Source organism: Enterobacter sp. JBIWA005 (assembly GCF_019968805.1).
Taxonomy (GTDB): Bacteria; Pseudomonadota; Gammaproteobacteria; order Enterobacterales; family Enterobacteriaceae; genus Enterobacter; species Enterobacter vonholyi.
In genome coordinates, this window is the sequence record NZ_CP074159.1 from 2,060,764 (window position 1) to 2,081,617 (window position 20,854).

The window sequence follows — 20,854 nt, forward strand, 5'->3', positions numbered from 1 at the left end:
CTTCACTTTCTAGACCTTCTCGATCTGCACCAGATTGGTGTGCTGCGGGTTGCCTTTTGCCAGCGGCGACGGGCGGTGCGTGGTCAGCGTGTTGATGCATGAGCCGTGGTCGATACGATCGCCGTTCATGTTGGCGTCGTGCCAGGCACCCTGGCCCATGGCGCTCACTCCGGGCATGATGCGCGGCGTGACTTTCGCTTCAATTCTCACCTCACCGCGATCGTTAAAGACGCGCACTGTATCCCCGTTCTTAATACCGCGTTTTTCGGCATCAACAGGATTAAGCCAGACCTCCTGGCGGCAGGCCGCTTTAAGCACGTCGACGTTACCGTAGCTTGAGTGGGTACGGGCTTTGAAGTGGAAGCCAAACAGCTGCAGCGGGAACCGCGCGCGCTCGGGCGCATCCCAGCCGTCAAAGGTCGAGGCGTAGACGGGCAGAGGACTGATGGTCTCATCTTTTTCAAGCTCCCAGGTGGCCGCAATCTCCGCCAGCTTGCTGGAGTAAATCTCAATCTTGCCCGAAGGCGTTTTCAGCGGATTGGCATTCGGGTTTTCGCGGAACTTTTTATAGGCCACAAAGTGTCCGTTCGGATCTTTACGCTTGTAAATGCCCATTTTTTTCAGTTCGTCATAGGACGGCAGCTGAGGGTCTTTTTCGAGCATTTTGGCATACAGATACTGCAGCCACTGCTCCTGCGTGCGTCCTTCCGTAAATTTCTGATGGATATCCGGCCCGAGGCGTTTCGCCACTTCGCTCATGATCCAGTAGATGGGCTTGCGCTCAAACTTCGGCGCAGTCACGGGCTGGAGGAAAATCAGGTAGCCCATATTGCCCGCATAATCGTTAGGAATGATGTCTTCCTGCTCGACGGTCATCAGGTCCGGCAAGATGATATCGGCGTATTTCGCGGACGACGTCATGAAGTTATCGATGACCACAACCATCTCGCACTTGCTTTCATCTTGCAGGATATCGTGGGTTTTATTGATATCGGAGTGCTGGTTGATGATGGTATTGCCCGCGTAGTTCCATATGAACTTAATCGGCACGTCCAGCTTATCCTTTCCTCGTACGCCGTCGCGCAGGGCGGTCATTTCCGGCCCGCGGGCGATGGCGTCCGTCCAGCTGAAGCAGGAGATTTGCGTTTTGACCGGGTTATCCGGCAGCGGCATACGTTCAATGGTGATGGTGTAGGTCGACTCTCGCGCGCCGCTGTTCCCGCCGTTGATCCCCACGTTTCCGGTGAGGATCGGCAGCATCGCGATGGCGCGCGAGGTCAGCTCGCCGTTCGCCTGACGCTGGGGTCCCCAGCCCTGACAGATATAGGCCGGCTTCGCGGAGCCAATTTCCCGGGCAAGCTTAATGATGCGTTCTGCGGGAATGCCGGTGATGCGTGAGGCCCACTCCGGCGTTTTAGCCATGTGGTCATCGCCCTGGCCGAGAATATACGCTTTGTAGTGACCGTTAGCGGGCGCGCTTTCCGGCAGCGTTTTTTCGTCGTAGCCAACGCAGTATTTGTCCAGGAACGGCTGGTCGACCAGATTTTCGTCGATTAATACCCAGGCAATACCCGCCACCAGCGCGGCATCGGTTCCAGGACGGATCGGGATCCATTCATCTTCGCGTCCGGCTGCCGTGTCGGTGTAGCGCGGGTCGATAACAATCATGCGCGCGTTGGACCGCTCGCGGGCCTGCTCAAGATAGTACGTAATCCCGCCGCCGCTCATGCGCGTTTCCGCCGGGTTATTGCCGAACATCACCACCAGTTTAGTGTTTTCGATATCCGAGGTGCTGTTGCCGTCGTTGCTGCCATAGGTGTAGGGCATCGCGCAGGCAATTTGCGCCGTGCTGTAGGTGCCGTAGTGGCTCAGGAAACCGCCGTAGCAGTTCATCAGGCGCGCCACCAGCGAAGCGTAAGGGGAAGAGCGGGTGATATTGCCGCCGACAATTCCGGAAGAGTAGTTGATATACACCGCTTCGTTGCCGTATTTGGCCACCACGTCTTTCAGGCTGGCGGTGATAGTGTCGAGCGCTTCATCCCACGTGATGCGTTCAAACCTGCCTTCGCCGCGTTTGCCCACGCGCTTCATCGGGTAGTTCAGACGGTCAGGGTGATTGATGCGGCGGCGGATTGAACGTCCGCGCAGGCAGGCACGCACCTGGTGATCGCCATATACATCCTCGCCGGTGTTGTCCGTTTCGACCCAGTACACTTCGTTGTCGCGCACGTGCAGACGCAGCGCACAGCGGCTGCCGCAGTTGACAGAGCAGGCGCCCCACACGACGGTATCTTCAGGGGGCTGGACGGCGCCCTTCACCGCGGCTGCAGCGCTTTTAAGACCAAATGGAAGCGAGATCCCACCAGCGGCAAGCGCCAGAGAACCTATCGCCGTAGATTTCACGAGAGTTCGACGGCTAATTCCGCCGTGATGTTCAGCATCGGACATGGCTCACCCCATCATTATAATTGCGTATTATTTTTCCCGAAATGATATCCGGGCTAATGATGGGGTGAGTGTCACTAATTTGGGGAGACTAAATATTAATCCTTATCAAATCAAAGTGGATTGAAGCTCAATTACTGAGGTTCAGCTGCCGCACCGCTGCCTGTGCGGGTGTACAAAATCTTAAACGTGTCGTTAGCGCAGTGGCCTACCACCTGCGTGCCCGGCTGGTCGGCCTGGTCGTTTGGCACGATATTCAGCGTAAAACCTGACTCAGGCACGCCGTTGTTGACGATCTTCTGCTGAATGTCGCTTTTCACTCGCTCGCAGGAATCCGGTGCCGCCAGCGCGGCCGTCGAGGCACTCATTAACAGCAGGGCGGTAATCCAGGGTAACCGTTTCATCTGTAGCTCCTTTTCTCTGTGTGTTAAGTTAGTGTAGCAGGGGAGGCGTAAGTCTATGTTTTTATCTGTAATTTTCTGATTAATCTTAATGCTGCCACGCGTAGCTGGCTCCCTCGCGCGGCGAGCCGCTATCATGTAATCGAACGAGAATGCTCTGGTGAGACATTCTCAAATATTTCATCAAAAAAACGATGAAACGCATTAAAGCACTCAGCAATCATCTGGCTGGCTTTATTTCTTTCCTCTTCCGTTAAATACAGGGTATCTACAATCTCATCCTCGCTCCCCATTGAATGTCCAGTCTCATGACTCAAATGTAAATGACCGCAGTATTCCAGCTGTTTATCCGTGCCCTTTGTTATGGATGCCAACGTATCAAATGTCGCATTGCCGGTTGCCTCCATGACTTCAATTACGATTAAACGCATTTTGGCGCTTTGATTGTGAAGGGTCTGAATTAAATGGTAAGTCAGCTTTCGGCTGTTAATCAGGTTATCAGACCACAGAAAGCTCAGGTGTTCTGTGAGGCTAGCGGCGGAATTTTGCCCGCTGGTCTGCAGATCGTTTAGAAACCAGGGCCAGTGTTCGGCATCCTCCCTCGCATGGGTATTCACTGCCCGTTCCAGCGCATTGGCGGGCGTCGCAAACGGCAAAATATATTTATTAATATCGGCAAAGCTCATGACAAAATGTGAAATATAGGGTAAAAACCTCAGGCGCTCATCAAGAGATAATGTATCGTCATTGAGATAATTAAATAACGGATGATTCAGGAAGTTCATTTTGTGATATTCAATCTCTTTTGAAATGCCCGTCATAATATATCCTTTAGCGTTGACCGTTCCCCATAAAATATAGCCTGGTTTCCCGTCTGCGTGGGCGAAGCCGGTTTTCTCCACGTTCAGATGATTCGTTTTCACTATCGCGTAAGCCGCTGTATTTGCTAATATGATTGGGAATAATCTCCCTGTACGGAAATGAATGTGAAGATATACGCAGCGATAACGCTACTGGCAGCAACACTGGTGGGGTGCGACAACAGCTCCGCGCCGCTGTCGTTTACGCCCGAGATGGCGAGTTTTTCAAACGAGTTTGATTTTGACCCGCTGCGCGGCCCGGTCAAAGACTTTACCCAGACGCTGTTCAACGAGAAGGGCGAAGTGTCCAAACGGGTCACCGGCACCGTCTCGTCGGAAGGGTGTTTCGATACGCTGGAGCTGCACGACCTGGAGGCCAACACCGGCGTGGCGCTGGTGCTGGATGCCAATTACTATCTTGACGCTGAAACCCAGCAGCGCAAAGTGAAGCTGCAGGGGAAATGCCAGCTGGCCGAACTGCCGTCAGCCGGGATAACGTGGGATACCGACGACAACGGTTTTGTGGTGGCGGCGCACGGCAAAGAGATGGAAGTGAAGTATCGCTACGACGCGGATGGCTACCCGCTGGGCAAAACCACCGTTTCCGGGGATCAGCACCTGTCCGTTCAGTCGACGCCGTCTAAAGATCTTCGCAAAAGAATGGATTACTCGGCCGTGAGCATGTTGAACGACAAGCCGCTGGGCAACGTGAAGCAGAGCTGCGATTACGACCGCCACAATAACCCGGTGAGCTGCGATTTGACCATCACGGACGACAGCGTCAAACCCGCCGTTGAGCGCAAGTACACCATCAAAAATACGATTGAATACTACTGAGAATAAAACCGCGCAGGTTACTGCGCGGTCGGTTTCAGCAGGCTGGCGCCAGACGGTTTATGTCCGGCCAGGTGCTGATGCTGGAAAATGCACATGCGAATGGTATTGCGGTATTCACCGTTAATAAAGAACTCGTGAATCAGCTCGCCTTCCACCATAAAGCCCAGCTTGCGATAGATATGGATCGCTTTCTCGTTCTCTTTATCCACAATCAGGTAAAGCTTGTAGAGATTCAGAACGTTGAATCCGTAATCCATTGCCAGCTTAGCCGCCCGTGACGCAAGGCCTTTTCCCTGATGCTCAGGGGAGATGATGATCTGGAACTCCGCCCGACGGTGAACGTGGTTGATCTCAACCAGCTCCACCAGCCCGGCTTTTTCACCTTCACACTCCACCACAAAACGACGTTCACTCTGATCGTGAATGTGTTTATCGTAGAGATCGGACAGCTCGACAAACGCCTCGTAAGGCTCTTCGAACCAGTAGCGCATCACGCTGGCATTGTTGTCGAGCTGGTGCACAAAGCGCAGGTCTTCACGCTCCAGCGGACGGAGTTTGACGTCGCAGGACACCGACATTACGGGGCTACCGTGCGGCCAGTGCGGCGATCCAGGCAGCGCAGGGTGTTTGGCTCCCAGTATGCATTGACGTTTGCACTTTGCTGACACTTATCGCGTGCGTCAAAAGCAACATCTTCTTTGTCCCACTCTTTTTCGGCACGTTTGTTGACCTTCTGGCGAAGGCTACGGGTGTCATTCCATTGTTCTTTGTCCATAGCGGCGTTCTGGCGGCTTTGCGCGCTGTCACCAGACTCAATAATGAGCTTGCTGGTTTCCGCTGTCGCAGAGGCGGCAAAGGCGAACGATGACAGCGCCAGCAGGGCTGTCAGACAAAGGCGTTTGCTTAATGTGGTCATAGCGTTTCCTTTTAAATGGGTGCAGGTAATCAGGTTACCCCGTACAGATTCTACACTAATGCGAAATGACGGCATACCCGCGGGGCAAGTATGGAAAAGTAAAGGGCATCATCAGGTATGATGGTTAAATAAATCCTCACCTGACGTGAAATATGCTTAAAACGACGCTGCTTTTTTTTGCCACCGCGCTATGCGAAATCATCGGCTGCTTCCTGCCCTGGCTCTGGCTGAAGAAGGGGGGAAGCGCACTGCTGCTGATCCCTGCGGGCGTCGCGCTTGCCCTGTTTGTCTGGCTGCTAACGCTGCATCCGGCGGCCAGTGGTCGCGTTTACGCGGCTTACGGTGGTGTTTATGTGTGTACAGCGCTGCTGTGGTTGCGCGTCGTGGACGGGGTCAAACTCAGCGCATACGACTGGGCCGGGGCGCTGATTGCCCTGTGCGGTATGCTGATTATTGTGGTGGGATGGGGGCGCGCCTGAGCCCCCGGTTTTTGTGATCGCTAGCTGATTTCGCGATCTTTATACTTGTATGGTAGTAGTGTAGTTGCGTAAATTTCCAGCATCACAACGAGCGATGTAAGGAAAAGAATTATGAAGATTGTCGCGGCTGACGTGTTTGTTACCTGCCCGGGGCGGAACTTTGTCACCCTTAAAATCACCACCGATGAGGGGCTTGTCGGTCTTGGTGACGCTACGCTAAACGGACGCGAGCTCTCCGTGGCCTCATACCTGAAGGATCACCTTTGCCCGCAGCTGACTGGCCGCGATGCGCACCGCATCGAAGACATCTGGCAGTTTTTCTATAAAGGCGCCTACTGGCGTCGCGGCCCGGTTACCATGTCGGCCATCTCCGCCGTAGATATGGCGCTGTGGGATATCAAAGCCAAAGCGGCCAACATGCCGCTCTACCAGCTGCTGGGCGGCGCCTCCCGGGAAGGAGTGATGGTCTATTGCCATACCACCGGCCATACCATTGACGACGTGCTGGAAGATTACGCTCGCCATAAAGAGATGGGCTTCAAGGCGATCCGCGTGCAGTGCGGCGTGCCGGGCATGAAAACCACCTACGGCATGGCCAAAGGGAAGGGGCTGGCCTACGAGCCTGCGACCAAAGGCGACTGGCCGGAAGAACAGCTCTGGTCCACCGAAAAATACCTCGATTTCACGCCGAAGCTGTTCGACGCGGTGCGCAGTAAATTCGGGTTCAATGAGCATCTCCTGCACGACATGCACCACCGCCTGACGCCCATTGAAGCGGCGCGCTTCGGCAAGAGCATCGAGGAATTCCGCATGTTTTGGATGGAAGACCCAACGCCTGCGGAAAACCAGGCTTGCTTCCGACTGATCCGCCAGCACACCGTCACGCCGATTGCCGTGGGGGAAGTGTTTAACAGCATCTGGGACTGCAAGCAGCTCATCGAAGAGCAGCTCATCGACTATATCCGCACCACCATTACCCACGCGGGCGGGATCACCGGGATGCGTCGCATCGCGGACTTCGCCTCGCTCTACCAGGTGCGTACCGGTTCGCACGGTCCGTCTGATCTCTCGCCCGTGTGCCACGCCGCCGCGCTGCATTTCGACCTGTGGGTGCCGAACTTTGGCGTGCAGGAATTTATGGGCTACTCCGAACAGATGCTGGAGGTCTTCCCGCACAGCTGGCGCTTTGATAACGGCTATATGCATCCTGGGGATAAGCCGGGGCTGGGCATCGAGTTTGATGAAAAGCTGGCGGCGAAATACCCGTACGATCCGGCCTATCTGCCGGTGGCCCGTCTCGAAGACGGCACGCTGTGGAACTGGTAAGCGAGGAGAGAACGATGAAAAGCGTAGTGATTCAGCAGCCGAACGAACTGGTGATTGAAGAGCGGCCACGCCCGGAACCAGGCGCAGGCGAAGTGCGCGTCAAGATTAAACTGGCCGGGATTTGCGGTTCAGACAGCCACATCTACCGCGGGCATAACCCGTTTGCTAAGTACCCACGCGTCATTGGCCACGAGTTTTTTGGCGCGATCGACGCCGTGGGTGAGGGCGTTGATGCTGCCCGCCTGGGCCAGCGCGTCTCGGTTGACCCGGTGATCAGCTGCGGGCACTGCTACCCGTGCTCGGTGGGAAAACCGAACGTCTGTACCTCGCTGGTGGTGCTGGGCGTTCACCGTGACGGCGGCTTCAGCGAATATGCGGCAGTACCTGCACAAAATGCCTGGCCCATTCCGGATGACATTCCTGATAAACACGCCGTTATGGTGGAGCCCTTCACCATCGCCGCCAACGTGACGGGGCAGGCCAGTCCCACCGGGCAGGACGTCGCGCTGATTTACGGCGCAGGCCCGATGGGGCTGGTCACCGTGCAGGCGCTGAAAGGCGTCTATCAGGTGAAGCAGGTTATCGTGGTTGACCGCATAGACGAGCGCCTGGCGATGGCCCGGCGCAGCGGCGCGGATTGGGTCTTTAATAACGGCGAGCAGTCGCTGCAGGCCGCGCTGGACGAAAAGGGCATCAAACCGACGTTAATCATTGATGCCGCCTGCCATCCAGCTATTTTGCAGGAAGCGATAACCCTGGCCTCTCCGGCGGCGCGCATCGTGCTGATGGGCTTTTCCAGCGAGCCGAGCCAGATTGTTCAGCAGGGCATCACCGGCAAAGAGCTGGCGATATTCTCCTCCCGCCTCAATGCCAATAAATTCCCGGTCGTCATCGACTGGCTGAAGAAAGGGCTGATCGACCCGGAAAAACTGATCACCCATACCTTTGACTATCACCATGTAACAGACGCCATCGAACTGTTTGAAAAAGACCAGCGGCAGTGCTGCAAAGTCTTACTGACGTTCGGTCAATAATTAAATACGCGGTTAAGAGCCTGCGCAGACAGGCTCTGGTGGTACGCATCTTACCTTTCAGAGATAGCCATTATGACGCAAGCACAACCTCAAAGAACCACCTCCGATCTGGTGAAAGCCGCCGTTTCCGGCTGGCTGGGCACCGCTCTGGAGTTTATGGACTTTCAGCTTTACTCGCTGGGGGCCGCCCTGGTCTTTCATGAGATCTTCTTCCCCGAACAGTCTGCCGCGATGGCGCTGATTCTGGCGATGGGGACCTACGGCGCAGGCTATATCGCACGCATTGTCGGCGCCTTTATCTTCGGCAGAATGGGCGACAGCATTGGTCGTAAGAAGGTGCTGTTCATCACCATCACCATGATGGGGATCTGCACCACGCTGATTGGCGTCCTGCCGACCTACGCGCAGATCGGGATTTTTGCCCCGGTTCTGCTGGTGACGCTGCGCATCATTCAGGGCCTGGGCGCTGGGGCTGAGATCTCCGGGGCGGGGACCATGCTGGCGGAGTACGCGCCGAAAGGGAAACGCGGCATCATCTCCTCGCTGGTGGCGATGGGCACGAACTGCGGAACGCTCAGCGCCACGGCGATCTGGGCAGTGATGTTCTTTGCTCTCGATCGTGAAGAGCTGATTGCCTGGGGCTGGCGCGTGCCGTTCCTCGCCAGCGTCGTGGTGATGATCTTCGCCATCTGGCTGCGTATGAATCTCAAGGAGAGCCCGGTCTTTGAGAAAGTAAACGATGCACAAAGCGTGCAGCCGGATACCTCGCTGGGTTCCATGGTGAAGAACAAATCCTTCTGGCTGGCGACCGGCCTGCGGTTTGGTCAGGCGGGTAATTCGGGTCTGATCCAGACGTTCCTTGCCGGGTATCTGGTCCAGACGCTGCTGTTCGATAAGGCCATCCCGACCGATGCGCTGATGATCAGCTCCATTCTCGGGTTTATCTCCATCCCGCTGCTGGGCTGGCTTTCCGATAAAGTGGGGCGCCGTCTGCCGTATATTATCCTCAACATCTCCGCCATTCTGCTCGCCTACCCGATGCTGTCGATCATCGTCGATAAGAGCTATGCGCCGGGGACGATCATGCTCTCTATCATCGTTATCCATAACTTCGCCGTGCTGGGGCTCTTCGCGCTGGAAAATATCACTATGGCGGAGATGTTTGGCTCGCGAAATCGCTTTACGCGTATGGCCATCTCCAAAGAGGCGGGCGGTCTGGTGGCGGTGGGCTTTGGTCCGGTGCTGGCAGGGATCTTCTGCAATATGACCGGCTCCTGGTGGCCCATTGTTGCCATGCTGGTGGCCTATTCCGCGATTGGACTGGTCTCGGCGATCCTGATGCCGGAAGTGCGCGACCGTGATTTGAGCGCGGCGCATGACGCAGCCGAGTCTGCGCCAGAAGAGAGTGTGGGTTACGGCGCTGTCTCTTCGCGACGCTAGTGGTTTACAGCCTGCGTGACCTGTCACACAACTTTATTTTTATGTCACACCAGATGAGCAAAAGTTAATATATATCAAAAAATCAAACGGCAGTATCGGTATGGTTGATGGCAGTTCTCTTTTTACTCCAGCTGCCATTCTAGTTGGTGTAGTCAGCAGGCGCTGCCGCTTCAGAAAGAGCGGCAGCGATCCACAGCTTTCTAATTAACGAGTCTTAATCATGGAAAACACGTTATTACAGGCCAACGCGACGCTGCCTCAGTACGATCGCGACAGCCTCAAAGCACGCATTGTACATTTAGGCTTCGGCGCATTTCACCGGGCGCACCAGGCGGTGTACGCCGACATCCTTGCCGCTGAACACGGCAGCGACTGGGGCTACTGTGAAGTTAACCTGATTGGCGGCGAGCAGCAGATTGCCGATCTGAAGGCCCAGGATAATCTCTATACCGTGGCGGAGATGTCTGCCGATGCGTGGACTTCCCGCGTAGTTGGCGTAGTCAAAAAGGCGCTGCATGCGCAGGTTGACGGGCTGGAAACGGTGCTGGCGGCGATGTGCGAACCGCAGGTGGCGATTGTCTCGCTGACCATCACCGAGAAAGGGTACTGTCACTCACCGGCGACCGGGCAACTGATGCTCGATCATCCGTTTATCGTCGCAGACCTGCAAAACCCGCACCAGCCAAAATCCGCGCCGGGTGTCGTCGTGGAAGCGCTCGCGCGCCGTAAGGCGGCGGGTCTGCCGGCGTTTAGCGTGATGTCCTGCGACAACATGCCAGAGAACGGTCACGTGATGCGCAATGTCACCTGCGCGTACGCCCGAGCGGTAAACGGTGAACTGGCGGACTGGATTGAATCCCACGTCACCTTCCCGTCAACTATGGTGGATCGCATCGTGCCCGCGGTCACTCCCGATACGCTGGATAAAATCGAACGGCTGACCGGCGTGCGCGATCCGGCGGCGGTGGCCTGTGAACCGTTCCGTCAGTGGGTGATCGAAGATAACTTTGTGGCGGGTCGTCCTGCGTGGGAAAAAGCCGGAGCCGAGCTGGTGTCGGACGTGATCCCTTTTGAAGAGATGAAGCTGCGCATGCTCAACGGCAGCCACTCGTTCCTGGCGTACCTGGGTTATCTGGCGGGCTATCAGCATATCAACGACTGCATGGAAGATAAGAATTACCGTCTTGCCGCGCACGCGCTGATGCTCAACGAGCAGGCGCCCACGCTGAAGGTCAAAGGCGTCGATTTAGGGCGCTATGCCGATCTCCTGATTGCCCGCTACAGTAACCCGGCCCTGCGCCATCGGACCTGGCAAATTGCGATGGACGGCAGCCAGAAGCTTCCGCAGCGCATGCTGGATTCCGTGCGCTGGCACCTGGTGCATCAGAAGCCTTTCCCGCTGCTTGCGCTGGGCGTGGCAGGCTGGATGCGCTATGTCGGCGGCGTGGACGAGCAGGGTAACGCGATTGACGTAAGCGACCCGCAGCTGGCGGTGATTCAGGCGGCGGTGAAGGGCAGTGCGGAAGGGGAAAGCCGGGTCAGGGCGCTTCTCGGCATTGAAGCCATCTTTGGCAAGGAGTTACCGCGTGAAGCCGTCTTTGTTGATGCGGTGATGAAGGCCTACCTGACGCTGCTGCAAAAGGGAGCGAAAGCGACCGTGGAGCAGTACGTGTCTCAACGGTAATTCAGCACATGCCGCCGTTCGCGGCGGCATGTCCGCGCACCGCTTAGTGCATACCCAGGCGAATCAGCTCAATCGGTTCGAACTTACCTTCGCATCCTTCCACTTCAACCGTTTTGCTGCGGCGCACCTGCGCGGCATCCAGCCCGTCGCTGTGGATTGCTTTAATCACGCCAGTTTTGCCCGTGCCGCTAATCATGACGCGGCTGCCGGTGGTGATTGCATTGCGGTTACGGTCGTATGTCATCATGGTATTTTCTCCTCTCTAACCTGTTCGTTACGGCGTTATTCCAGGGTTGCCGTTCACGGAGCATATAAATACGCCTGTCTGCATCACATGTTTTTGTTTTTGATCAAACTCACACTTTTTTCTTTATTGTGTCGGGCGCTGACGGTTCACTACAGCAATTTACAAAGCAGACCGTTATTTTCATTAGCTGATAGTTTCAGCAGGGAAGCGTTGAGGGTTGGTTTATATTCCTGATGCCATTCTGGGTACAGGAAATAACCCTTTCATCGGAATAAGGAGTCAGGCTTATGTATAAGAAGATTTTGATGCCTGTTGATGTGTTTGAAATGGATTTGAGCGACAAAGCGGTTCGCCACGCGGCAAACCTTGCGAAGGCTGAGGGCGCCTCGATTACCCTGGTCAATATTCTGCCGGCCAGCAGCCGATCCCTGCTGCGTGGATTTAACGCCGATATTAAAAAGTTCGAAGAGTATATGACGGAGGAATCCGGTAAGAAAATGAACGCGTTAAAAAGACTTTTCGATATTTCGCCGGAGAAAATTGACAGCCTTGTTCGCTTTGGCAACGTCCGCGATGAAATTATCAGACTGAGCAAAGAAGGGGAATATGACGCGATCGTCATCGGGTCGAAAAATCCGGGCATCAGCACCCATCTGCTGGGGTCAAATGCGGAATCTATCCTGCGCTACGCCACTATTCCGGTGTTAGTCGTTCGCTAAACCCATCGCCGCGTCCGAAAGGGGCGGCGAATATTACTCTTCGCTAAACCACTCGCTATTTTCCTGACGAATCAGCTGCACGGATTCGCTAATTTCCTGCAGATGCAGCGTCATCGCTTTTTCCACGCCGTCCGGGTCGCGTTTTTCCAGCGCGCTGAAAATATCATGATGCTGTCGGAGCAGCATTTCCGGCGGGGAGACGTGATCGAGGCTCATGTAGCGCACGCGGTCGATGGTGGCCTTGATGTTTTCGATGGTGTCCCAGGCAAGCTGGCAATCCGCAATCTGCGCCAGTTTCTGATGGAATTCATCATCAAGCTGGAAGAAATCATTCAGCTGCTTACGGTCAATCGCAATTCGCTGCTGATGCAGGTTTTGCTCCAGCAGATAACACTGGTTGTCGTTGATGAGCGTTGCGGCACGACGCGCCACCGCGCATTCAATGGCCTGGCGAACAAAACAGCCGTTGCGCACCTGAGAGAGAGAAATTTTGTTCACGTAGCTGCCGCGCTGCGGGCGGATCTGAATTAGACCGTTTTCTGCAAGCTTAATAAACGCTTCACGCACCGGCTGACGGGAAACGTCAAAACGCACGGACACCTCTTTTTCAGAAAGCGGCGTTCCTGGTGGGATCAGGCAATGGACAATATCACGTCGCAAAATGCGATAGATTTGCTGGTTTACGGGCTGGGTGGGGTTGAGTTGCGATTCAGCGGCCATGAGTTGTCATTTCTCAGAGAGTTAGCCTGAACATACTACCATTCTTTTATAGACCAAAACAGACCCGGCCCGCAGGCCGGGAAGGGCAGATTTAGCCACGATGGACGCTAAGTCCGGCAAAACTTTGGCTGACCGGCATCATTTCTACGGTATTGATGTTGACGTGTTTTGGCAGCGTCGCCACCCACCAGACCGTTTCGGTGACATCTTCCGGCGTCAGGGCGTTAGCGTTTTCGTAGGTTTTGTCTGCTTTCGCGTCATCGCCCTTGAAGCGCACGTTGGAAAACTCGGTGCCGCCCACGAGGCCCGGCTCGATGTCGGTGACGCGAATGGCGGTGCCGTGCAGATCGGTCCGCAGGTTAAGGCTGAACTGGCGCACAAACGCTTTCGTCGCGCCGTAGACGTTGCCGCCCGCATAAGGCCAGCTTCCGGCGGTGGAGCCGATATTGATAATGTGGCCGCGATTACGTTCAACCATGCCCGGCAGCACCGCGCGGGTCATATAGACCAGCCCTTTATTGTTGGTGTCGATCATGTTTTCCCAGTCTTCAACGCTGGCTTTGTGCGCGGGCTCCATGCCCAGCGCCAGACCGGCATTGTTGACCAGCACGTCGATGGCGCGCCACTCGGCGGGCAGGTTAGCAATCATCTCTTCAATCGCCGCGCGGTTACGCACGTCCAGCTGCGCGGTCAGGATGCTGTCGCCTAATTCGTCCTTCAGCTCCTGCAGACGTTCCTGACGACGGCCGGTCGCAATAACCTTGTGTCCGTTGGCGACGAAGCGACGCGTGATGCTTTCACCAAAACCTGCCGTTGCCCCGGTAACTAAAATAATCATCTCACTGTTCCTCAACGCTTTTTGTGTTTTACTAACATAGCACGGCGGCAGAGGGTGCGTTAAGGCAACATTTGTATGACGGCGTTGCAGGGGATGGCGGCCTGGCCTACTCTGGGAGGATACCCGTACTCAGGAGTGAAAGATGACGGCAACGAATCCTTTTTTTGAAATCAGCCTGCTTCCTTACCAGGCACCCCCTTTTGATAAGATCGACGACAGTCACTATCGTCCAGCTTTCGATGAAGCCCTTCGCCAGAAGCGGGCGGACATTAACGCGATTGTCTCTCAGGCCGCTGCGCCTGACTTCACGAACACCGTGCTGGCGCTGGAGAAAAGCGGCGCTTTGCTCGCGCGCGTCAGCAGCGTGTTCTTCGCTATGACTTCCGCTCACACCAATCCGTATTTACAGGAACTGGAAGAACAGTTCTCCACCGAGCTTGCCGCGCTGGCAAACGATATCTGGCTGAATGACGTGCTGTTCGCCCGCGTGGAAAGCGTCTGGCAGGATCGTGCCGCGCTGGATGCCGAATCCCGTCGTCTGGTCGAGGAGACGTATCAGCGGTTTATTCTGGCCGGTGCGCGTCTGAATGAGACAGAAAAGGCCGAGCTGAAGGCACTGAATACCGAGGCTGCCTCCCTGACCAGCCAGTTTAACCAGCGCCTGCTGGCTGCCGATAAGACGGGTGGGCTGGTGGTGGATTACGCGCACCAGCTTGACGGGCTCAGCGCCGGTGAAATCGCGGACGCCGCGCAGGCTGCCGCGGAGCGAGGGCTAAAAGATCGCTGGCTGATCCCGCTTCTGAACACCACCCAGCAGCCCGCGCTTTCCGCGCTGCGCAATCGTCAGACCCGCGAAAACCTTTTCAACGCAGGCTGGACGCGCACCCAGAAAGGGGATGAAAACGACACTCGCGAGCTGATCCTTCGTCTGACGGCGCTGCGCGCCCGGCAGGCCAGCCTGCTGGGCTTTGAGGATTACGCCAGCTGGAGTATCGCCGATCAGATGGCGAAAACCCCGGCCGCCGCGCTGGAATTTATGCGCGGCATTGTGCCTGCCGCCCGTGCCCGCGCGGAACGCGAGCAGGCCGATATTCAGAAAGTCATTGACGACGAACAGGGCGGTTTCACCGTCCAGGCCTGGGACTGGGCGTTTTATGCCGAGCGCGTGCGCCAGGCAAAATATGCCCTTGATGAGTCGCAGATCAGGCCCTACTTTGCGCTCAATACCGTGCTGCAGGATGGCGTTTTCTGGGCCGCCAGCCAGCTGTTTGGCATTCGCTTCGTCGAGCGCTTTGATATCCCGGTGTATCATCCGGACGTCCGCGTATGGGAAATTTTCGACCACACCGGTGAGGGCATGGCGCTGTTTTACGGCGACTTCTTTGCCCGTGATTCCAAGCAGGGCGGGGCATGGATGGGGAATTTCGTCGAACAATCCTTCGAGTTTGCTTCCCGTCCGGTTATCTACAACGTCTGTAACTACCAAAAACCGACGAATGGCGGGATCGCGCTTCTCTCGTGGGATGACGTGATCACCCTGTTCCACGAGTTTGGCCATACGCTGCACGGTCTTTTTGCCAGCCAGCGTTTCGCCACCCTTTCCGGCACCAATACGCCGCGTGATTTCGTTGAGTTCCCGTCGCAAATCAACGAGCACTGGGCCAGCCATCCACAGGTGTTTACCCATTATGCGCGCCATTACGAAACCGGGGAGCCGATGCCGGACGCGCTGCGGGAAAGCATGCTCAACGCTACCCATTTCAACAAGGGTTATGACATGACGGAGCTGCTGGCTGCCGCGCTGCTGGACATGAACTGGCACGGCATCGGCGAGGCCGTTTCGGACGTTGAAGGCTTTGAAGCGGCAGCGTTGAAAAAAGAGGGGCTGGATCTGCCCGCCGTACCGCCGCGCTACCGCAGCAGCTATTTTGCCCATATTTTCGGCGGCGGGTACGCGGCGGGGTATTACGCCTACCTGTGGACGCAGATGCTGGCGGATGATGGCTATCAATGGTTTGTCGAGCAGGGCGGCTTAACTCGTGAAAACGGGCAAAAATTCCGCGAGGCGATTTTGTCTCGTGGTAACAGCACGGATCTGGCTGAACTTTATCGCAGCTGGCGCGGGCGCGATCCGAAGATTGAACCGATGCTGGAGAATCGCGGGTTGAGCGAATAGCGACAGTTTCGTCAGAAAAAAGAGCCGGGCTTTACGCCCGGTTTTTTAATTTCATCTTGCTGGTAAATGCTTCAGCAAAAAAAAATTTTTACAGGCGTTCTTTATAAATAAAAAATGTGAGATTAAAACGCGCTTCTACCGGTATATATAATTTACCGAGAGTAGTCTGTAAATGAGTGAGTAATTAATACTTTGATCTGGATTGTAAAAATAAAAAATCTTTTAACTGCCAATTTTTAGCTATAAATTTTTATTATTTTGTGCCGATAAATGAAAATGGCATAAGAATCGACGCAGTAGCAGTCAAGAAGGCGAAAGATGACCCTACCTTTGAACAATCCGGGCTTCACGGATACCGAGCCTTCTAAAGGCCTGATAAATAAAACTTTTACCTATATAGTAACGTTGTTGATAAGTATTTTTATTGCAGCAATAATTTCCCTGCTCATAATAAAAGATAATGTTAATAAAATCAGCGACAAGCACGATGAATTTTTGTTAAGGAAGGCCCTGGATACCCGCCAGGAAAACATGCGAAGTCATTTGAAAGACAATGCCGAGTGGGGAGATGCCTACAAACATCTTCATCTGACCACAGACGTTCACTGGGTATGGGATAAGCAGAATCTGGGCAAGTCCCTGTATGACAACTTTGGCTACGAAGGGGTGTTTGTTCTCTCTCCTGAAGGGAGCACGCGATACAGCGTGGTTGACGGGAAACTGAAGCTTCAGGATCTGGAGCGCTGGTTAGACAAATCAACCAAAGACCGTTTACTGCGTGAGATAAGCATTAAAAATGGATTGCCGGTTTCTGTGCTAACGCTTATCAATTCGGTCCCGGCCATTGTTTCTGCTGAATGGATAACGACCGGTGATGATACGAGCGTGCAACCCTTACCGGGGAAATCTTCGACAATGGTGTTTATAGATAAGTTAACGGCTAAAAAACTCCTCACGATTGGGCAGGATGCCGGCATTCTGAATGTTCGTACCTCACCGGCTACAGTGACTTCTCAAATAAATAATCAGACGGAATTTACCTTAAGCACCCAGAATGGTGATGTGCAAATTATCTGGGACGGTGAAAATCCCGGCCAGGCGTTGATAATTTATTTTTTGCCATTACTCATTCTTTCAGTCGTTCTGACGGTATCGATGACGCTAATATTAATGCGTCATATTATGCACAAGGCGAGAATGCTTGACGAAAATAGCTTTCTCCTTGAGCAGGCGCGATTAAATCTAATTACGAGTGAAAAACGATTCCGGGACGTCAGTGAAACAACCAGCGACTGGTTCTGGGAAACAGATTTATCGTTAAAGATAACATGGCTGTCAGGTCGTTTTACTACAATAACGGGATATGAAAATAGCAAATGGATAGGCCGCAGCCTGGATGAACTCTTTCCGTCGACAAGCGGGTTATCACATGCCTGTGCCAGCCAGCGGGACTTAACTGAGCGCTTTGAATTTAAAAACTGTCCTTATACTCACGCGCATCAAACCACGTCATATTGCACGCTCCTGGCAAAATTTTCTGCTCAGCCTGATGGAACGGTGGTTTTGCGAGGCGCGGCAACCGATGTCTCTCAGGAAGTTGAAGCAACAAAACGTGTGGAGTTTCTGTCACGTCATGATGAATTAACCGGTCTGCCGAACCGCTATCATATTAAGGAATTTCTGGCAGGCCAGCTGGCTAAAGAAGACCTTAACCATTATCCCTTTGCCATGATTTGTCTCGATTTAGACAAGTTTAAACCCGTCAATGATATTTTTGGGCACTCTACTGGGGATGCTCTGCTCGGTGAGGTCGCTTCACGTCTTAAATATTGCGTTCGACGAGGTGATTTTGTCGCACGGCAGGGAGGGGATGAATTTATGATTCTCCTCGGCAACACCAGCCAGCAAGACCAGATTGAAGAGGTGTGTCGCCGCATCGTGCAAGAACTGAACCGACCTTTTTCCATTGAAGGAAATGAGGTAGCGATAGGCGTAAGCATGGGCATTGCACAGGCTCCCCGGGATAGCATCAGCGCAAACGATCTTCTACGCTATGCAGATATTGCGCTGTATCAGGCAAAGCAATCCGGCAGAAACCGATGGGTCTATTATCGCCCGGATATGTCGGAAAAGCTGACCGAACGCAGGAAACTGGAATTAGAGCTGAAGACTGCGATTCGCGAAGAACAACTCTACCTGGTTTACCAACCCCGTTATAACCTCCGGTATTCTAAAATAGAGGCCGTCGAAGCGCTGGTACGCTGGCAGCACCCGACTCGGGGGACCATAATGCCCGACCAGTTTATTCCGCTGGCAGAAGAAACCGGGCTTATTATTAGCCTGAGCAACTGGGTCATACGCAAAGCGTGTGCGGAAACGAAAGATAAATTGCCGGGATTATCGGTATCCGTAAATATTTCTGCTATCGAATTCCAGGCAAGCGATCTTGCTGAAAGGATAAAAGAGTTACTTCACGAAACAGGGCTTGAATCCAACCGGCTGGAAATAGAAGTGACGGAAAACGTCACGCTTTCCGATCCTGAAAAAACGCTGCAGACCATGAAGTCTCTCAAAAAAATGGGCGTCCGCATTCTGATTGACGATTTCGGAACCGGCTACGCCTCTCTGAGCTATCTGCGGAAGTTTCAGTTTGATGGGCTTAAGCTCGACAAGAGCTTTATTTTTACCCTGGGTGACTCGCCGCAGAACCAGTCAGTCGTGGAGAAAATTATTGACCTGGGGAAAGCCTATTCCATGGCGGTAACCGCAGAAGGGGTGGAGACCGTCGAACAGCTCGCTTTTCTTAAAGAAAATAAATGTGATGAGGTTCAGGGCTACCTGCTTGGAAAACCGGTCGCCATTACGGACTTAAATTTAAACGCAAGCAGAGTAAATCTCTAAATCGCGTTTTCACTCAGGGAAGCGTAAATGAAAAACCGGGCTTCTCGCCCGGTTTTTGTTATTCGCTCTCCGTTCGTATCCACGATCGTAAACGCCGCTTTCTATCTTACGACCAGGACAGGGCATTTCGCATGCCGAACCACTGCCGCAGCGTTCGAACCCAACAGATAAGTAGATATGTCAGGTTTGTGGGAAGCGATGATAATCAGGTCGGCATCGATCGTGTCAGCGAGCTTAAGGATTTGATCCTTTGGAGAGCCCGTCACGGCGTGAGTCTGTATCTTGTCTGGAGGAATTTTGAATTGCTTAACGATTTCATCCAGCTTTGCTAAGGCCGCGTGCTGGAACTCTTTCAGCTTCGGCATTTCGACCGAGTAGGCCAGGCCTAATGATGAATAATACGGAAGCGATGGAATGACAGTAAGAAAGTGAACTTTAGCTGTGTTAAGTGCTGTATGTGCCTGAACGAAGGGGATAACCATGTGCGTCAGGCTATCCTCCGAAATGTCAATTGGAACTAAAATTGAGTTGTACATTTGTCCCTCCTGAGTGTTTTTCACACAATTCAGGGTAGACCGTTAATTTCAGGAAAACAGAGAGCAGGGTGTCATAACGGGGACAAATTTCGGTTATGTGATAGGCGTACAGTCGAACCTGTCCGTGACCTTGCCAACGTGGCGTGACAACGAACAGGGACATCCGGGGATGAATCTCTCCGCGTCACGGTCCGTTTTCTGCAAAACGCCAAAGCCTCAACCGGGCGCAATGCCCGGTACCTTGTTCATATTGCGTGACAGCTGACGGACGCGATAATTTTATTCCCGCCCATATTGCCCATAATCAGTTCGAGTAATTTTCGGTATTCTTCACGGGTCATCACCTCAGCCCGAATTTCGGTTTTTCCCTCAGCCTGAGCCGTGGCGGAATAAATCGCTTTCAGACTTAACGTCAACTCTTTCGCCATATTAACGATGCTCTGCCGCACCGCATCTTCATGCTCGTCAGCACAGGTGATTTTCAGAACATAGCTTTTTTCGCCTTCATGGAGCACGGGCAGCTGATTAATCCGCTGCGCGGCTTCGCGAAGCAATATGTTGGCGCAGAGAATAATTAAGCTGGCCATGGCGGCATTCCAGAACTGGCCTAAACCACATAGCACGCCAATTCCGGCCGAGCACCACAGCGTGGCGGCGGTGTTCAGACCACGAATATTCATTCCTTCACGCATAATGACGCCTGCGCCAAGAAAGCCGATACCGGAGACGATCTGCGCTGCGATACGCCCCGGGCTATCAGGAGAAGTCGATACCGAACTTAAAATGAACACTGCGGCACCCGTGGCAACCAGTGCATTGGTACGAAGTCCGGCCATACGCTGGCGCCACTGTCTTTCCGCGCCAATAATTGCGCCCAGCAGCATCGCTGCGAGCAGATGAGAGATATAAGGGAACATCAGCCTGTCGCCTGTTAACGTTATTAAATAATAAGCGTCAGTGCTTTGCTAAGCACATCATAACGCCGTTTAAATGCTAAACGTGTCAGGACAACGGTGGCGGAAAGAGTGAATGTGTAAACATGAACATGCGATGCCCCACAAAATGAGTGGTTTTACTATTTCGGGATACAATCGCTTAAAGAGGATTGCTGCCCACCCTTTCAGGTAAGCAGCGAGAAAATTGCGCTAGCTTACCTTCGTATCGACGATAAAATGACTTTCCAACGAAGGTCTCCTGTGAAAATTTATTGCCAGTATAGTCAGGCGAAATAATGAGTAAAGCGAAAAAACAGCCTCCGTTATGAATTGTTTAAGTTCGCAAGGCATATTTTTTAA

19 protein-coding genes are annotated in these 20,854 nt (G+C 53.8%); 9 read left to right on the forward strand and 10 right to left on the reverse strand.

What is annotated here, in order from left to right; all coding sequences use genetic code 11:
* Positions 1–9: 9 nt before the first annotated feature.
* The 3 genes from ynfE to KGP22_RS09825 all read right to left on the reverse strand — a co-directional run bounded on the left by ynfE (position 10) and on the right by KGP22_RS09825 (position 3,769).
* Entirely contained in the window at positions 10–2,448 is a 2,439-nt protein-coding gene (ynfE, locus tag KGP22_RS09815) for a selenate/tellurate reductase subunit YnfE (protein WP_223582079.1), read from the reverse strand.
* A gap of 131 nt (positions 2,449–2,579) precedes the next feature.
* Positions 2,580–2,849: a DUF1161 domain-containing protein gene (locus KGP22_RS09820; protein ID WP_021241220.1), complete on the reverse strand. Its 270-nt coding sequence runs from the start codon at positions 2,847–2,849 to the stop codon at positions 2,580–2,582.
* A gap of 131 nt (positions 2,850–2,980) precedes the next feature.
* Entirely contained in the window at positions 2,981–3,769 is a 789-nt protein-coding gene (locus tag KGP22_RS09825) for a hypothetical protein (protein WP_149366803.1), read from the reverse strand.
* Between the two features lie 63 nt (positions 3,770–3,832).
* On the opposite strand from KGP22_RS09825, the gene KGP22_RS09830 reads away from it, so the two are divergent.
* A complete protein-coding gene (locus KGP22_RS09830; RefSeq protein ID WP_111965770.1) occupies positions 3,833–4,543 on the forward strand; it encodes a YnfC family lipoprotein in 711 nt (236 codons plus the stop codon).
* Between the two features lie 17 nt (positions 4,544–4,560).
* On the opposite strand, the gene speG is transcribed toward KGP22_RS09830, so the two are convergent.
* Positions 4,561–5,121, reverse strand: a complete 561-nt coding sequence (speG, locus tag KGP22_RS09835; RefSeq protein WP_048030664.1) for a spermidine N1-acetyltransferase — start codon at positions 5,119–5,121, stop codon at positions 4,561–4,563.
* Positions 5,121–5,459, reverse strand: a complete 339-nt coding sequence (locus KGP22_RS09840) for a DUF1283 family protein (protein ID WP_008502414.1) — start codon at positions 5,457–5,459, stop codon at positions 5,121–5,123. Before KGP22_RS09840 ends, speG begins: the two co-directional genes overlap by 1 nt.
* 152 nt (positions 5,460–5,611) lie before the next feature.
* Here KGP22_RS09840 and KGP22_RS09845 point away from each other — a divergent pair, with 152 nt between their 5' ends.
* The 5 genes from KGP22_RS09845 to KGP22_RS09865 all read left to right on the forward strand — a co-directional run bounded on the left by KGP22_RS09845 (position 5,612) and on the right by KGP22_RS09865 (position 11,422).
* On the forward strand, positions 5,612–5,938 hold the full coding sequence (locus KGP22_RS09845; protein WP_111965753.1) for a YnfA family protein: 327 nt from the start codon (positions 5,612–5,614) through the stop codon (positions 5,936–5,938).
* A gap of 111 nt (positions 5,939–6,049) precedes the next feature.
* Positions 6,050–7,264 (forward strand): D-mannonate dehydratase ManD, encoded by a 1,215-nt coding sequence (gene manD, locus KGP22_RS09850; RefSeq protein WP_149366804.1) that lies wholly within the window; start codon positions 6,050–6,052, stop codon positions 7,262–7,264.
* Positions 7,265–7,278: 14 nt separating this feature from the next.
* The gene (locus tag KGP22_RS09855; RefSeq protein WP_111965755.1) at positions 7,279–8,298 is read left to right on the forward strand and encodes a Zn-dependent oxidoreductase; all 1,020 of its coding nucleotides are present in this window, start codon (positions 7,279–7,281) and stop codon (positions 8,296–8,298) included.
* A 72-nt stretch (positions 8,299–8,370) separates the two neighbouring features.
* Positions 8,371–9,738 carry an MFS transporter gene (locus KGP22_RS09860; RefSeq protein WP_149366805.1) on the forward strand — a complete coding sequence of 456 codons (1,368 nt, stop codon included), beginning with the start codon at positions 8,371–8,373 and terminating at the stop codon, positions 9,736–9,738.
* Positions 9,739–9,958: 220 nt separating this feature from the next.
* Entirely contained in the window at positions 9,959–11,422 is a 1,464-nt protein-coding gene (locus KGP22_RS09865; RefSeq protein WP_223582081.1) for a mannitol dehydrogenase family protein, read from the forward strand.
* A gap of 43 nt (positions 11,423–11,465) precedes the next feature.
* On the opposite strand, the gene ydfZ is transcribed toward KGP22_RS09865, so the two are convergent.
* Positions 11,466–11,669, reverse strand: coding sequence for a putative selenium delivery protein YdfZ (gene ydfZ / locus KGP22_RS09870; RefSeq protein ID WP_014883679.1), 204 nt, complete (start codon positions 11,667–11,669; stop codon positions 11,466–11,468).
* Positions 11,670–11,956: 287 nt separating this feature from the next.
* Between ydfZ and KGP22_RS09875 the strand changes: the two genes are divergently transcribed.
* Complete coding sequence (locus tag KGP22_RS09875; RefSeq protein ID WP_111965759.1) at positions 11,957–12,388, forward strand: universal stress protein; 432 nt, start codon at positions 11,957–11,959, stop codon at positions 12,386–12,388.
* A 33-nt stretch (positions 12,389–12,421) separates the two neighbouring features.
* Here KGP22_RS09875 and KGP22_RS09880 read toward each other — a convergent pair whose 3' ends face one another.
* Both KGP22_RS09880 and ydfG read right to left on the reverse strand, forming a co-directional pair.
* Positions 12,422–13,108: a GntR family transcriptional regulator gene (locus KGP22_RS09880; RefSeq protein WP_014883681.1), complete on the reverse strand. Its 687-nt coding sequence runs from the start codon at positions 13,106–13,108 to the stop codon at positions 12,422–12,424.
* Between the two features lie 91 nt (positions 13,109–13,199).
* A complete protein-coding gene (ydfG, locus tag KGP22_RS09885; RefSeq protein WP_023292548.1) occupies positions 13,200–13,946 on the reverse strand; it encodes a bifunctional NADP-dependent 3-hydroxy acid dehydrogenase/3-hydroxypropionate dehydrogenase YdfG in 747 nt (248 codons plus the stop codon).
* A gap of 142 nt (positions 13,947–14,088) precedes the next feature.
* Between ydfG and dcp the strand changes: the two genes are divergently transcribed.
* Positions 14,089–16,122: a peptidyl-dipeptidase Dcp gene (dcp, locus tag KGP22_RS09890; RefSeq protein WP_223582083.1), complete on the forward strand. Its 2,034-nt coding sequence runs from the start codon at positions 14,089–14,091 to the stop codon at positions 16,120–16,122.
* Between the two features lie 318 nt (positions 16,123–16,440).
* Complete coding sequence (locus tag KGP22_RS09895) at positions 16,441–19,023, forward strand: EAL domain-containing protein (protein ID WP_223582085.1); 2,583 nt, start codon at positions 16,441–16,443, stop codon at positions 19,021–19,023.
* A gap of 101 nt (positions 19,024–19,124) precedes the next feature.
* Here the strand turns inward: KGP22_RS09895 and uspF are convergent, their stop codons facing one another.
* Together uspF and KGP22_RS09905 are read right to left on the reverse strand one after the other, a co-directional pair.
* Positions 19,125–19,559 carry a universal stress protein UspF gene (uspF, locus tag KGP22_RS09900; protein ID WP_023292544.1) on the reverse strand — a complete coding sequence of 145 codons (435 nt, stop codon included), beginning with the start codon at positions 19,557–19,559 and terminating at the stop codon, positions 19,125–19,127.
* A 245-nt stretch (positions 19,560–19,804) separates the two neighbouring features.
* The gene (locus KGP22_RS09905; protein ID WP_111964732.1) at positions 19,805–20,476 is read right to left on the reverse strand and encodes an MgtC family protein; all 672 of its coding nucleotides are present in this window, start codon (positions 20,474–20,476) and stop codon (positions 19,805–19,807) included.
* Positions 20,477–20,854: the final 378 nt, after the last annotated feature.